Source organism: Bifidobacterium merycicum DSM 6492, assembly GCF_900129045.1.
Lineage (GTDB): Bacteria > Actinomycetota > Actinomycetes > Actinomycetales > Bifidobacteriaceae > Bifidobacterium > Bifidobacterium merycicum.
Map to the genome: position 1 here is coordinate 333,657 of NZ_FQTX01000001.1, position 13,734 is coordinate 347,390.

Genomic DNA, 13,734 nt, shown 5'->3' on the forward strand with positions numbered 1-13,734 from the left:
GCGGAATCCCGCACGACTATTGCAACGGAGGAAGATCGGCACGCTCCACCAGACGTGCCATCTGCACCCTGCCCATGCACAGCCTGTCACCGGCCGAGGAAAGATGCGATTTGACCGTGCGCTCCGAAATGAACATCCGTTGCGCGATCTCCGCGTTCGTGAACCCTTCGGCGGCAAGCAGCACCGCCTCGCGTTCGCGTTCCGGCAGCGCGTCGAGCATCGCCCGCGCCTCATCCCTTCTGGATTGCGGGCGTTGCCTGTTCAGATCGCCGATGAGCTGACGCTGGCTGGCCGGATTGAACTGCGGATCGCCATCCACCACGCCGATCACACGGCGGATGATATCCTCCGGCGCATCCGTCTTGGACACGAAGCCCTCGGCACCGGCCTCGACCGCACGCGCCACGGTATTGGTCGGACTGAGCGACGTGAGAATCAGCACATGCGGGGCGTGGGGGAGCGCTCGCAGCCGCCTGGTCGCCTCGATCCCATCCATGCCGGGCATCGCGATATCCATAAGCACCACGTCGGGCTGTTCGCGTTCGGCATGGGCCAAAGCCAACGCGCCGTCGGTCGAAGTGGAGACGACGTCGATGCGTCCCGAGGAATAATCAGTCAGAATCAGGCGCATGGCCTGGCATATCATCGGATCGTCGTCGATGATGCTGACCGTAATCGTCCGTAGCCCTTCATTCGTCATTCGACCCATGGTAGTTGCACTACCAGATGGAAGACCCGCCGCTCGTCGAACCCATACCTGCAAGTGCCGTTCGCCTTGCGGACCCGTGCGAGCAGTCCCGCAAGACCGGCTCCGGAACGTTTGCCGTCATGTCCGGCGGCCCCGGTTCGGCCGTTACCCTCGGCGTTGCCGGTGCTGTTGCCGGCGCTAGCGGTGCCGGCGTTGCCAACGGCCGGCAGGGGATTGGCGACATGCACCAGCACTCCCCGTGCGGGGTTGGCGGTGATCTCCAACGAGACGGGAACGCCCGGCGCATGCCTACGGGCGTTGGTGAGCCCCTCCTGCACGGCGTGGTAGGCGATCGTGCCGATGCGGTCGTTCAAACGGCTCAACTGCTGGATATCGATCCACGCGTTGATCTGCATGCCCGCGGAACGGCAGTCCGTCAGCAGCGCGTCGAGCGAATCCCTCGTCAACGACGCGTCATCATCGTAGGCGATTTGGATACGCGCCTGATCGGGATGCCGGAGCATGTCGATCACGCTATGCGCCTCATCGAGCGCACCAGCGGCCTGCTTGCGGATATCCTCCGTTTTACGTCGGATCGACTCGGACTGTTCGATGATGCCGTCGACATCCGTGCTGTTGCCGCCGTCCCCATCCACGGCATCGGCGGCGCCGTCATCGTTCCCGTCCAAACGCGACACCGACCGCTGCAGCTTCGTCGATTCGGCCTGCAGCGCGCTCGCATTAAGTGCCAACAGCGACAGGGAATGCGCCAACGTGTCATGCGCCTCGGCTGCGATGGCATCCGCAAGCTGCTGATTGCTCAAATCGGCGTGCAACGCCTTCGCCTCCTCCTCGGCCGCGCTCGCCTTTGCCTGGGCGGCACGCGCCGTGGCACGCGAACGGATGAAGAAACCCGCCAGCACCGCGATCAGCGTGGCGATCAATCCGACCGTGACAGCGGTGATTTCAATCGTGGTATCGGAAGCCAATACCCGCAACGGGACACCCGAATCGCCGCCAGTATGGGGTTCGGCGAACAACTGATGCCAGAACGACGCATCCGGCGTACGTCGCGCGTCGCGCAGCTGCGCCCATACGGTTATGCCGGCGGCCACGGGAATCGCTCGCAGGGCGATGCGCCGGTCCGTACGCCTCGCCAACAGCGAGGTGAGCGACATGAGCACGATCAGCGAATCGAAGGGGAGTATGACGACGAGGATGCATGACAGCACGAATATGGGTTCGGGATATTCATTGCGTGCCACCAGGATGAATCCGGACAGAATCGCGACCAATGCGCCGAGTACAGTCCACAAGGTGCCAAGGGTGTCGTTCCCGTACTGCGCATTGGCGAAAGCGTCATGGAGAAGACACATGAACCCCGCGCAGGGGACCATCACCAGCGTGCACCAAAGCTTGGTGCGCACCGGCACATCCACGTCCTCGCGCGGCGTGTTCGGATTCGTATTGCTCATAGCTACCAATGTATAGCCGGGGCGAAGCCCATGCCATTGTCCTTTCGGCTGCGAACGGCATTGCACGAACAGGCAACCGGGACTGCACACTTGTCCAATGGTGCGCTCGCTCGCCGCGGCATAGGCTCGAAATCGACAACATTCAAGGAGCCGAAAGCTCTTCCGGAGAAGAAGGAAACGAACATGAGCGAAGCAAACTTCCCGCAGCAGCCCCAATCGCCGATGCAGCCGGTCGGAGCACAGCCGTCCAGACAGGATCAGGAGTATCAGGATCAGGGGCAGCGCCCGCCGATGACCGTCACCGGCGTCGTCGGCGTAGTATTCGGCGCGTTGGGCCTCGTTCTGAGCTTCATCCCGATCGTCAACAATCTGGCCGCGATTCTGGGTTTGGTCGGTGCGGTCCTCGGCGTCATCGCCATCGTCGGCACCTTCCGCGGCAAGAAACACGGCAAGGCGCTGGCCATCGTCGCCGTCGTCCTCTCGGTGCTCGCCATCATCATCACGCTGGCCATGCAGTCCGCCGCAAGCAAGGCCATCGACGACGCGATGGGCGTGTCCACCAGCCAGACGTCCGGCGATTCCTCGTCGAAGAAGTCGGATGCGAAGAAGACCGAAAGCAAGGGCGAACAGGATATGGAAGGCGATCTCAAGAGCATGCATGTCAAGATCGTCTCCGCGGTCCGCAGCGGCAACGACTACGAGAACAACCCCACTGTGCTCGTCACCTACGAATGGACCAACAACACCAAAAAGAACAATTCGTTCGCCGTGCTGGCCAACCCCAAGGTGTTCCAGAACGGTTCCTCCCTCGACACCGCGATCTACACGGACGCCCCCGCCGGTTACGATGCGAGCTCCTACCTTGCCGAAGTGCAGCCCGGCGCGACCGCCACGGTGACGATCGGCTACGTGCTCAAGGACGATTCGGCGGTCACCGTCGACGTCACCGATTTCATCAGCATGGACGATTCCACCAAGGTCAAGCACGTGTTCACGCTGTAACCCCCACGGATGCACACCCGATGCATATCCGCTCCGCGCTCGCCGGTCACCCTTCCCTCCGTGACCGGCGGGCGCCCGCGGTTTCAAGGCCCCGCATATTGAGGCTATTCCAAGGTTCTTGGGTACACTGGGGACTGTACGTACGATAAAGGAGCGATCATGGCTTTCGGTCAGAACCCCCGCAACAATCTCGGCAATCCCCAATACAACACCGCCGACTACAACAATCAGATGCAGATGGATTACGGCCAGCCGGTCCAGCAGCAGGCCAACTACCAGTACAACCAGTACACGCAGGGCGGTGCCGCGGCGGCCTTCCAAGCGACCGCGGACCGCCAGGAGGAATACGCGCGCGCCTACCATTCCGCCGTCACGCGATCCTATGGCGAAATGACCATCGGCCTCATTGTCACCGCGGTCGTCGCCATCCTCACCCAAATGACCAACCTGTATATGGCCTTCATCTCCGCGACCGGCATCATCGGCGTATTCGCCCCGCTGGTCGTCGAAATCGTGCTCGCCATCGCGCTCAGCGCCCGCATCACCAAGATGAAGACATCCACGGCCCGCGTCATGTTCTACATCTACTCCGCACTCATGGGCTTCTCCTTGAGCGTCATCTTCATCACCTACGATCTCGGCTCCATCGGCCTCGCACTCGCCCTGTGCGCCGGCTTCTTCTTCGCCCTCACCATGCTCGGCATGACCACCAAGGTCGATCTGCTCAAGGCCGGCCCCATCCTGATGGTCGGGCTGATCGTCCTCATCATCGCCGAAGTCATCCTCATGTTCGTCGCCCCCGGCCAGACCACCCTCATGCTCATCTCCGCCATCGGCCTCGTCCTCTTCGCCGGTTTCACCGTCTACGACGCCCAGCAGACGCGCGCCATCTTCGCCCAGTATTCCGGCCAGGATCCCGAGATGATCAAGAAGCTCTCCATCCTCTGTGCCCTGAACCTGTACCTCGACTTCGTGAACATGTTCCTGTATATCCTTCAGCTCCTCGGCAACAGGGACTGAACAACAACGCAACGGAGCGTCCCCGGCGTTGCTCCGCGGTCGCGGTATTGGAATACCGCTTCCCTTGGTGCGCCTTGGGGACGCACGCGTTGCGTTGTTGTTCCGTTGGGCTTGGGTGACGGAGCGTCCCCGGCGTTGCTCCGCGGTCGCGTGGGATTCAATCAACGGGAACAATGCCAGCATTAGGCATATAGTTCAAGCCTGTACAATAAGGTCTGACCGTATTTCGGTCAGACCTTTTTCGTTGGTTGCGGATTCATTTACGGTGGTGCCTTATGCAGAGGAAAGAGATCGCCGGCATGGGATGCCTGGTATTGACCGCGCTGATCTGGGGATTGGCGTTCGTTTCGCAGGTACAGGGCATGGACTCCATGTCGCCGTTGTTCTTCAACGCCACACGATTCTCACTGGGGGCGTTGTCGTTGATCCCGTTGCTCGTGTTCCTCCGGATGCGCAAAGGCAAGGATGGCGAAGGCAACGGGGAAGGGAACCAAGCCGTTCCGCCGACGGTCACCATGGGCAATGGGCGTGAAGTGACATTGCCGGCATGGGCGGGCAATCAGATCGTGGTCGGCATCATCTGCGGACTGGTGTTGTTCACCGCAAGCACCATCCAACAGTACGGCGTCCTCTACAGCAGGTCGGCAGGCAGGTCCGGATTCATCACCGCACTCTACATCGTCATGGTGCCGCTTCTGGCGTTCGCGGTGCTGCGCCGCCGCATCCATCTCAACGTCATACTGAGCGTCGCGCTCGCGGTGCTCGGCTTCTACCTGCTGTGCATCACGGGCGGCTTCGGCTCCATCACCCTGGCCGACCTCGTGCTGCTGGCCAGTGCGGTGCTGTTCGCCGTGCACATTCTCGTCATCGATACGCTCGGCAGGGGATTGGACGCGCTGGTCATCTCGTTCTTCCAGATCGCCACCACCGCGCTGCTGAGCTGGATCGGCGCATTGGCGGAAGGCTCCGTGGACTGGGCGGGGGCCGGGCAAGGCTGGTTCGCCATCGTCTACGCCGGTATCGGCTCGGTGGGCGTGGCCTACACGTTGCAGGTCGTAGGGCAGCAGTGCGTGCCGCCGACCCGCGGCGCGATGCTCATGTCGTTGGAATCGTTCTTCTCCGCGGTCGGCGGTGCGATCATCCTCGGCGAGGTGATGACGCCGCGCGGCTATCTCGGATGCGCTTTGATCTTCGCCGGCACCATGCTCGCCCAGGCGCCGGTCGAACGGTTCGTGCACCATCGCCCCTGACCGTAGCGCACGAACCGTCCGATGCCGTCACGCGGTCGTGTGAGGCGTCTCCTCGACCCGCGGCGCGCCATTGATGTCGCGGTGGATGTTCTGCATCTGCACTTCGATGTTCTGCAGGCTGCGTGCGCAGTCCAGCAGGGTCTGCGAATGCTCGGCCAGCTTGGCGTCGGGCAGGTCGCTCTTATAGCGCAGCGCATGCTCCAGGCTCGCCCAGTAATCCATCGCGATGGTACGGAACTGGACCTCCACCGGCATGTAATGCTCGCCGGACGAGAGGAACACCGGGGCGGCGTAGATCACATGCAGCGAACGGTAGCCGTTCTGCTTGGGGTTCTTGATGTAATCCTTGACGCGCAGCACCTGGATGTCGGACTGCGACGACAGGTAGTTCGACACCGAATACACGTCGTCGCGGTAGTTGCAGATCACGCGGATGCCGGCCACGTCGAACAGGTTGTCGCGCACCGAATCGATCGAGATCGGCAGGCCGCGGCGCTGCAGCTTGCCGATGATCGATTTGATGGACTTCAGGCGCCGCTCCATGTGGTGGATCGGATCATGGCTGAACCGCACCTGGAACTCATCGTCGAGGATCTCCAGTTTGGTGCTCACCTCATACATAGCCCCCTCATACAGTTGCATCAGGTTGATGAATTCGGTGATCTCGTCGATGCTGAACTTCCCCTCGGTGGTGTCGAGCATCTTCAGCTGTGCGCTGATATCGGATGTTTTGAATCTGCTGTGTCGATCTAATATCACGCTCCCCAATATAGCCGACCGGCTCGCACGAACCTGTGATATTACTGAACGGGTCATGCCACGCCGATACAGTGAGCACTATGAACGAAGAGATGATGACCGAGGCGGAGCGCGCCTCGAAACTGGCCGAAAGCACCGTCGACCCCGCTCCCGCGGCGCGAGGCAAAGGCGTGTTCTACGTGCATACGCTCGGATGCCAGATGAACGTGCATGATTCCGAGCGCATCGCCGGCGTGCTGGAGGAAGCCGGCTACGTTCCGGCCACCGAGGAGCAATACCTCGACCATGACATCGACCTGATCGTGATGAACACGTGCGCGGTGCGCGAGAACGCAGCCGAACGCATGTACGGCACAATCGGCCTGTGGGCCGGGATGAAGCGCGAACGCCCGAACCTGCAGATCGCGGTCGGCGGCTGCATGGCGCAGCTCGATCGGGAGAAGATCGCCAGGAAGACGCCGTGGGTCGATGCCGTGTTCGGCACCAAGAACATCGGCGCGTTGCCGCAACTGCTCGAACAGGCCCGCATCGAAGGCCACGCGCAGGTGAAGGTGCAGGAGGATCTCAACTATTTCCCGAGCCAGCTGCCCACCGACAGGGCATCCAAGGTGTCGAGCTGGGTCGCCATTTCCGTCGGTTGCAACAACACCTGCACGTTCTGCATCGTGCCCACCACGCGCGGCAAGGAGCATGACCGTCGTCCCGGCGACATCCTCGCCGAGATCCGTCGGTGCGTGGACGAGGGGGCCAAGGAGGTCACGCTGCTCGGCCAGAACGTGAACTCGTTCGGTTACGGCATCGGTGACCGGTTCGCGTTCTTCAAGCTGCTGCGCGCCTGCGGCGAGATCGAGGGGCTGGAACGCGTGCGGTTCACGTCGCCGCACCCGGCGGCGTTCACCGATGATGTGATCGCGGCCATGGCCGAAACGCCGAACGTCATGCATCAGTTGCATTTCCCGCTGCAGTCCGGTTCCGACAGGATTCTGCGAGCCATGCGCCGTTCGTACCGTTCCGCCAAATTCCTCGATATTCTGCGTAAGATCCGTGAAGCCATGCCGGATGCGCAGATCTCCACCGACATCATCGTCGGCTTCCCTGGCGAGACCGAGGAGGATTTCCAGGAGACGATGCGCGTGGTGGAGGAGGCCCGCTTCTCGTCCGCGTTCACGTTCATCTATTCGCCGCGTCCGGGCACTCCGGCGGCCGACATGGAGCAGCTTCCGCGCGACGTGGTGCAGGACCGCTTCGATCGTCTCGTCGCATTGCAGGAGCGCATCACCGAGGAGAATCTGAAGACCTTCGAAGGCCGTGACGTCGAGGTGATGGTGACCGGCACTCCTGGTAAGAAGGATGCCGCCACGCATCGCGTGACCGGTCGTGAAAAAACCGGTGTGCTCGTGCATATCGGCGTTCCGGAAGGCGAACCGATGCCGCAGGTAGGCGATTTCGTCACCGCCACCGTGACGCATGCCGGCCGGCATAACCTCATCGCGGATCCCGATCCGAAAGCGGGGCAGACCTATGCCGTCCGTCACTGAACCCATCGAACATGCCGCTGAACCCGTCGAACGGACGGTGCGGGAACGCGTCCCGCGCGTGGTTTCCATCGTCGGCCCGACCGCTTCCGGCAAAACGGGGCTCGGCATCGCCATTGCGCGTCGACTGGCCGAGCAAGGCGAGCGGGCGCAGATCGTGAACGCCGACGCCTACCAGATGTACCGTGGCATGGATATCGGCACGGCCAAGCCGACCGTCGAGGAACAGGCGGCGGTGACGCATCACCTCATCGACATCATCGACCCCGATGACACGATGACCGTGGCCCGGTTCCAGCGTCTCGCCCGCGCAACCATCGCCGACCTGCAGGCCCAAGGCATCCGGCCGATCCTGGTCGGCGGCTCCGGCCTGTACGCCCGCGCCGCGATCGACGACATCTCGTTCCCGGGCACCGATCCGAAGATCCGCGAACGGCTTGAGCAACGCGAACGCGAGGAGGGGGCCGGCGCGCTGTTCGAGGAGCTGCGTGCCAAGGACCCGCAGGCTGCGGAGCGCATGGATTCACGCAATCCGAGGCGCACCATCCGTGCCCTTGAGGTGATCGAGCTGACCGGCCGGCCGTATTCGGCGAGCTTGCCCCGGTACCGGTACGTCATCCCCACCGTGCAGATCGGTCTTGATCTGGACCGTGCCGATCTTGACAGACGTATCGACATCCGTACCGCGCGGATGCGCGAGGACGGCTTCCTCGACGAAGCCCGGCGGCTGCGCCCCCATATGGGATTGACCGCATCCCGCGCATTGGGCTACCAGCAGATGTTCGATCTGCTCGACGGTTTGTGGGACGAGCGCGACGCATGGGCGGATGTGGCGCAGAAAACCAAACGTCTGGCACGCAAACAGATGGGGTGGTTCGGCCGCGATCCGCGCATCCACTGGCTGCAGGCGCTGAACCCGGCGCTGGTGGACAACGCCATGGCCATCATCGCCCATGCCGACAACGGTGACTACGATGCCATCGACGCGCAGGCCGACGCCTACGTACAGCATCATCTGGGCGACATCGGCTGATCGGACGTTCCGTTCGGCTAACGGTTGTTTCCTATCCGTGAAGCATGGGATGCGGCGGCTTTCGCCCGGCGCATCCCGGAGCGGGAAGCGGCGGTGGAAACCACGACAGGATATTCACGGTACGGCGGGCCGCGTGGGTGCGCCGATGAGTAGAATCTGACACGTTATGGCAAGAACAGCATCATCGAGCAGCGGGAAGAACACCGGCAAGGGCACATCGCCCAAGCCGAGGGACGACGATTACGAGGAAGAGGAGCCGTTGTGGGAATCGATTCTGATGGCGATTCCACGCGGTCTGGGGAACCTTGTGCGCGCGACGACGGGCACAGGGGAGTACGATCCCGCCTACCAGCGCGACGGCCTGTGCCTCGTGATGGTGGTGCTGGGCGTGATGTTCTGCGCGTCCGAATGGTTCCGCGTGCAGGGGCCGCTCGGCGTCTTCCTGCATTCCCTCGCCTCCGGTGCCTTCGGCCTGATGAGCGTCGTGCTGCCGGTGTTCCTGTTCGCGGTGGCGATACGGCTGATACGCCATGCCGGCCGCGGGTCGGGGAATCCTCGTGTGATCGTCGGACTGGTGGTGCTGTTCTGGACGATCTGTTCGATTCTCGACGTTGAGCTCGCTTCCCAGGCGCAGGGTTTCGACATCGCCGCGATGCAGCAGGCCGGCGGTCTGCTTGGCTATATCGTCGGCACGCCGCTCGCCTGGGGCCTTTCCGAAACGTTCGCGGTGATCGTGTTCGCGATCATCGGCCTGTATTCGCTTATGCTGATCGTGCGCATCCATGTCGACGACATTCCCCGCATCTGGAACAATCTCGTCTCCAAGCTGCGTGGTGCCAAGGCAACGGATGAGGACGGGCATGAGGACCGCGACAAGGCGGAGCGTTCCCCCAACGAGGTTCGTCTCGATGACGACGAGCTTGAATTCGCCGAAGGCGTGCCGAGGCATGACGGCAGCGACGAGGACCAGGACGACGGCGAACAGGGCGGAAACAGCTTCCTGGACAAGATCCGTGGATTCTTCCAGCGCAAGAAGCAGGAGAAGGATGACACGAAGCTCGATTCGTATCAGGGTGACGACCCCTTCACCCAGGCCGCATCCCGCCACGGCGAAGCCGCGGAGACCTCGTTGGACGGCGATCACGGTTCCACGCGTGTCATGCCGGCGGGCGGCCCCGAGATGCCGCCGGCCATCCCGGACGGCGAATTCACGATGACGCCGCCTCCCATGCCATCCGACGAGTCCACGGTGCCGCTGACCTCCGATTCGCAAGCCGTTTCGGCTGGTGTCGGTGAACAGGCCGATCCGTGGAGTGCGATGGCCGACTCGAACGAGCCTCCGGCTCCTCCATCGGATCAGGCGCAACCCTCCACGCGCTCCTATGGCGCGGGCTCCGGTGCGTACGGCGCCGATTCCGGCGAGCATAGCGCGGTTCCCTCCACGGCGGCTGCTGCCGTGGCCGGGGGAGCGCAGACAGCGCACGCCGAGGGGAACGAAGACTTGGAAGGTGCGGAACCGCCGTACCAGCTGCCGAGCCTCGACATCCTTGCCAAGGGCAAACCCCATGCGGCGCGCACCCCGTCCAACGACAGGGTCATTCGCGCCCTGACCTCCACGTTCCAGCAGTTCAAGGTCGATGCCAAGGTCGTCGGCTTCCTGCGCGGCCCGTCCGTCACCCAATACGAGGTCGAACTCGGCCCCGGCGTCAAGGTCGAGAAGGTCACCAATCTCCGCCGCAACATCGCCTACGCCGTGGCCAGTTCCGACGTGCGCATCCTGTCCCCGATTCCCGGCAAGTCTGCCATCGGCATCGAAATCCCGAACGAGGACCGCGAGATCGTATGCCTGGGTGACGTGCTGCGCAGCGACAAGGTCGTCAGCGACCCGAATCCGATGCTCTCCGGCATCGGCAAGGACGTGGAAGGCCATTTCGTCACCGCCGACCTGACCAAGATGCCGCATCTGCTGGTGGCGGGCGCCACCGGTTCCGGTAAGTCGAGTTTCGTCAACTCTATGCTGACCTCGATCATCATGCGCGCCACGCCCGAGCAGGTGCGACTCATCCTCGTTGACCCGAAGCGTGTCGAACTGTCCGCCTACGCGGGCATCCCGCATCTGCTGACGCCGATCATCACCGATCCGAAGAAGGCCGCGCAAGCCCTCGAATGGGTGGTCAAGGAGATGGATTCGCGCTACTCCGACCTCGAATACTTCGGTTTCCGCCATGTCAAGGACTTCAACGAAGCCGTGCGCGCGGGCAAAGTGCATGCGCCGGAAGGCTCCAAGCGCAAGGTCGCCCCGTACCCGTACATCCTCGTGGTCGTCGACGAGATGGCCGATCTGATGATGGTGGCGAAGAACGATGTGGAAAGCTCCATCCAGCGCATCACCCAGCTCGCCCGCGCCGCAGGCGTGCACCTGGTGCTCGCCACGCAGCGCCCGTCCGTCGACGTGGTGACCGGCCTGATCAAGGCGAACATCCCGTCACGACTCGCGTTCACCACGTCATCCGCCACGGATTCGCGCGTCATCCTCGACACCACCGGCGCCGAAACGCTGATCGGTCAGGGCGACGGCCTGTTCCTGCCCATGGGGTCGGCCAAGCCGATCCGTGTACAGGGATCGTGGGTGAACGAGTCCGAGATCCGTAGGGCCGTGGAATTCGTGCGCACCCAGCGCAAGCCGAAGTATCGTGAGGACATCGAGCAGATGGCCGCGCAGGCCGAGAAGAAGGCCGCGGAACCGGACGAGGAGATCGGCGACGATATGGACGTGCTGCTGCAGGCCGCGGAACTCGTGGTCTCCACGCAGTTCGGCTCCACCTCCATGCTGCAGCGCAAGCTCAGGGTGGGTTTCGCCAAGGCCGGTCGTCTGATGGATCTGCTCGAATCCCGTGGTGTGGTCGGACCGTCCGAAGGCTCGAAGGCTCGTGAAGTGCTCGTCCAGCCTCAGGATCTGCCGGCGGTACTCGCCTTCATCCGCGGCGAAACCGATGGCATCACCCCCTCTTCAGCCCCCTCCGGCGACGGCGAGGCCTGAAGCGAGCCGGCACGCAAGGTAGAGCATGACGGGTAATGTGTGGGGGTATGACTGAAGAACAAACCCAATCGAAGAAGTCGTCGCTGTTGGACGGATGGAACGCCCCGCCGAATCTGGTCACCTACTGCCGCATCGTGCTGGTCGTGGTGTTCCTCGGCCTGTACATCGCCGCCGGCGCATGGGGGGTGAACAGCGCCTCCATGCGCTGGGCTGCGGCTATCGTGTTCATCATCGCCGCCAGCACCGATAAGCTCGACGGGTGGATGGCCCGCAAATACAATCAGGTGACCGAACTCGGCAAGCTGATGGACCCCATCGCCGACAAGCTCATGACCTGCGGCGCGCTCGTCGTGGCCTCCGTGTTCGCGGAATTCCCGTGGTGGGCCACCATCTTGTTCCTGATCCGCGAGATCGGCATCACCGTGATGCGCTTCTTCGTCATGGAACGCCCCGGCGGCAAGGTCATCGCCGCCGCATGGCCCGGTAAGCTCAAGACCCTCTTCCAGTGCATCGGTCTGGCCATGCTGCTGCTGCCCGCCCATATCGGAGGCCCCGCGCAGGGTGTTGCGGCATGGGTGAACGTGTACTACATCGTCACCTACGTCATGCTGTACGTCGCGCTGGTGCTGTGCCTGTATTCCGGCGGCATCTACCTGTACAACACGTTCGTCGGTTCCCGTAGGAACGCGGACGACTGAAGCCATGGGCATGGATGGGTCGTCGATTCGGCGCAGGCTCGCGTCCGACTTGCTGCACGGCCTCGAAACCCGTGGCGTGAAGTTGGCCTGCGCGGAATCGCTCACCGGCGGACTGCTCGCGGATGCTCTGGTGCGCATCCCCGGTGCGTCCGCCGTGTTCCTTGGCTCCGCGGTCACCTACGACATCCGGGCGAAAGCTTCGATCCTCGGCGTGGATCGCGCTTTGCTGGAGCGTGAAGGTGCGGTGCACCCCGAAGTCGCACGTCAGATGGCGGCATACACCGCCCGCCTGTACGACCAGCCGCAATACGAGGGGCGCGTCATCGGACTGTCGACCACCGGCGTGGCCGGTCCCGGCCCGGACGGTGACAAACCGGCCGGACTGGCGTACGTCGCCGTGGCGGTTCCCGACACCATGGCATCCGTTGCATCGGACCGTTTGACATCCGTGAACGTCGATCATGCACGCATGGTCGGTGAGGGGAATGCGGCGTTGAAGGACATGGGCGACGGATGGCATGCCGTGGCCTATGAGCTGAGGTTGGACGGCTCGCGCGAACAGGTGCGCGAAGGCGTCGTGACCCACGTGCTGCGGATTGTGACGCAGCTCACACTGCCTGTCGTGGAATAAAACGTCCTCCTTTCGCTGTTGGAGTATATGGACAGTGAACAGCCTCAGGAGCAAAGGGGACTGGATATGGAAACGATGACTCAGGTTCGCAGGACCTCGGATATGAACGAACTGAAGGCCGCGGCGCCGATGGTGAAGCCCGGTGCCGCCCGTATGCGTGAACTGGCCCCCGCACAGCGCCGTGCCGTCGCGCTGGCACAGCAGCAGGTGCTGAAGGCCCGTGCCGCCAAGAAGGCGAAGGATGAGGCCGCCGAAATGCGTCGCCGCATGTGGAGCGACGAGGAGCATGGCGCCCAGATCGCATTGCGCGGCGAAACCAAAACCAGCGAGCAGCAGGAGGACACCTTGTCCCTGCGCGGTGCCATCGGCTTGGTACTGCGTGACCTGCGCTCGCGCGACCACAAGACCCTGCGCGAGGTCAGCGAGAAGGCCGGCGTCTCGCTCGGATACCTTTCCGAAGTGGAACGTGGGCAGAAGGAGGCCAGCTCCGAACTGCTCAGCTCCATCGCCGAGGCCTTGGGCGTGAGCACCGCGCAGCTGCTGCGCATGGTGGCCGATCGACTCGATATGGCCGCGTGAAAACAGGTTCGTTCCGTCCGGCGC

At 63.1% G+C, this 13,734-nt stretch carries 12 protein-coding genes; 9 read left to right on the forward strand and 3 right to left on the reverse strand.

Going from position 1 to position 13,734, the window contains the following annotated elements; all coding sequences use genetic code 11:
- Positions 1-16: 16 nt before the first annotated feature.
- Positions 17-700, reverse strand: a complete 684-nt coding sequence (locus BUB29_RS01355) for a response regulator transcription factor (protein ID WP_033523850.1) — start codon at positions 698-700, stop codon at positions 17-19.
- On the reverse strand, positions 697-2,085 hold the full coding sequence (locus BUB29_RS01360) for a sensor histidine kinase (protein ID WP_051915082.1): 1,389 nt from the start codon (positions 2,083-2,085) through the stop codon (positions 697-699). The genes BUB29_RS01355 and BUB29_RS01360 overlap by 4 nt, the downstream gene beginning before the upstream one ends.
- A 261-nt stretch (positions 2,086-2,346) precedes the next feature.
- Between BUB29_RS01360 and BUB29_RS01365 the strand changes: the two genes are divergently transcribed.
- The 3 genes from BUB29_RS01365 (at position 2,347) to BUB29_RS01375 (ending at position 5,435) form a co-directional block, all read left to right on the forward strand.
- Positions 2,347-3,165, forward strand: a complete 819-nt coding sequence (locus BUB29_RS01365; RefSeq protein WP_033523847.1) for a DUF5067 domain-containing protein — start codon at positions 2,347-2,349, stop codon at positions 3,163-3,165.
- A 159-nt stretch (positions 3,166-3,324) separates the two neighbouring features.
- A complete protein-coding gene (locus BUB29_RS01370) occupies positions 3,325-4,185 on the forward strand; it encodes a Bax inhibitor-1/YccA family protein (protein WP_033523846.1) in 861 nt (286 codons plus the stop codon).
- Positions 4,186-4,484: 299 nt separating this feature from the next.
- Complete coding sequence (locus tag BUB29_RS01375) at positions 4,485-5,435, forward strand: DMT family transporter (RefSeq protein WP_051915023.1); 951 nt, start codon at positions 4,485-4,487, stop codon at positions 5,433-5,435.
- A gap of 27 nt (positions 5,436-5,462) precedes the next feature.
- Here the strand turns inward: BUB29_RS01375 and BUB29_RS01380 are convergent, their stop codons facing one another.
- The gene (locus BUB29_RS01380; RefSeq protein ID WP_051915025.1) at positions 5,463-6,251 is read right to left on the reverse strand and encodes a GTP pyrophosphokinase; all 789 of its coding nucleotides are present in this window, start codon (positions 6,249-6,251) and stop codon (positions 5,463-5,465) included.
- 23 nt (positions 6,252-6,274) lie between these two features.
- Here BUB29_RS01380 and miaB point away from each other — a divergent pair, with 23 nt between their 5' ends.
- The 6 genes from miaB (at position 6,275) to BUB29_RS01410 (ending at position 13,710) form a co-directional block, all read left to right on the forward strand.
- Positions 6,275-7,732 (forward strand): tRNA (N6-isopentenyl adenosine(37)-C2)-methylthiotransferase MiaB, encoded by a 1,458-nt coding sequence (gene miaB / locus BUB29_RS01385; protein ID WP_033523842.1) that lies wholly within the window; start codon positions 6,275-6,277, stop codon positions 7,730-7,732.
- Positions 7,716-8,762: a tRNA (adenosine(37)-N6)-dimethylallyltransferase MiaA gene (gene miaA / locus BUB29_RS01390; protein WP_081888404.1), complete on the forward strand. Its 1,047-nt coding sequence runs from the start codon at positions 7,716-7,718 to the stop codon at positions 8,760-8,762. Before miaB ends, miaA begins: the two co-directional genes overlap by 17 nt.
- A 166-nt stretch (positions 8,763-8,928) precedes the next feature.
- Entirely contained in the window at positions 8,929-11,802 is a 2,874-nt protein-coding gene (locus BUB29_RS01395) for an FtsK/SpoIIIE family DNA translocase (RefSeq protein WP_033523841.1), read from the forward strand.
- A gap of 47 nt (positions 11,803-11,849) precedes the next feature.
- Complete coding sequence (gene pgsA / locus BUB29_RS01400) at positions 11,850-12,500, forward strand: CDP-diacylglycerol--glycerol-3-phosphate 3-phosphatidyltransferase (RefSeq protein WP_033523839.1); 651 nt, start codon at positions 11,850-11,852, stop codon at positions 12,498-12,500.
- 10 nt (positions 12,501-12,510) lie between these two features.
- Positions 12,511-13,131 (forward strand): CinA family protein, encoded by a 621-nt coding sequence (locus tag BUB29_RS01405; protein WP_407640898.1) that lies wholly within the window; start codon positions 12,511-12,513, stop codon positions 13,129-13,131.
- A gap of 60 nt (positions 13,132-13,191) precedes the next feature.
- Positions 13,192-13,710 carry a helix-turn-helix domain-containing protein gene (locus tag BUB29_RS01410; RefSeq protein ID WP_033523866.1) on the forward strand — a complete coding sequence of 173 codons (519 nt, stop codon included), beginning with the start codon at positions 13,192-13,194 and terminating at the stop codon, positions 13,708-13,710.
- Positions 13,711-13,734: the final 24 nt, after the last annotated feature.

What these genes read in the sequence shown, in the direction of transcription:
- miaA (WP_081888404.1), top strand. Translation starts at nt 7,716, where the DNA reads ATGCCGTCCGTCACTGAACCCATCGAACATGCCGCTGAACCCGTCGAA.
- BUB29_RS01360 (WP_051915082.1), bottom strand. Translation starts at nt 2,085, where the DNA reads ATGGTCCCCTGCGCGGGGTTCATGTGTCTTCTCCATGACGCTTTCGCC.
- BUB29_RS01370 (WP_033523846.1), top strand. Translation starts at nt 3,325, where the DNA reads ATGGCTTTCGGTCAGAACCCCCGCAACAATCTCGGCAATCCCCAATAC.
- BUB29_RS01380 (WP_051915025.1), bottom strand. Translation starts at nt 6,251, where the DNA reads ATGACCCGTTCAGTAATATCACAGGTTCGTGCGAGCCGGTCGGCTATA.
- BUB29_RS01365 (WP_033523847.1), top strand. Translation starts at nt 2,347, where the DNA reads ATGAGCGAAGCAAACTTCCCGCAGCAGCCCCAATCGCCGATGCAGCCG.
- miaB (WP_033523842.1), top strand. Translation starts at nt 6,275, where the DNA reads ATGAACGAAGAGATGATGACCGAGGCGGAGCGCGCCTCGAAACTGGCC.
- BUB29_RS01355 (WP_033523850.1), bottom strand. Translation starts at nt 700, where the DNA reads ATGACGAATGAAGGGCTACGGACGATTACGGTCAGCATCATCGACGAC.
- BUB29_RS01395 (WP_033523841.1), top strand. Translation starts at nt 8,929, where the DNA reads ATGGCAAGAACAGCATCATCGAGCAGCGGGAAGAACACCGGCAAGGGC.
- BUB29_RS01405 (WP_407640898.1), top strand. Translation starts at nt 12,511, where the DNA reads ATGGATGGGTCGTCGATTCGGCGCAGGCTCGCGTCCGACTTGCTGCAC.
- pgsA (WP_033523839.1), top strand. Translation starts at nt 11,850, where the DNA reads ATGACTGAAGAACAAACCCAATCGAAGAAGTCGTCGCTGTTGGACGGA.
- BUB29_RS01375 (WP_051915023.1), top strand. Translation starts at nt 4,485, where the DNA reads ATGGGATGCCTGGTATTGACCGCGCTGATCTGGGGATTGGCGTTCGTT.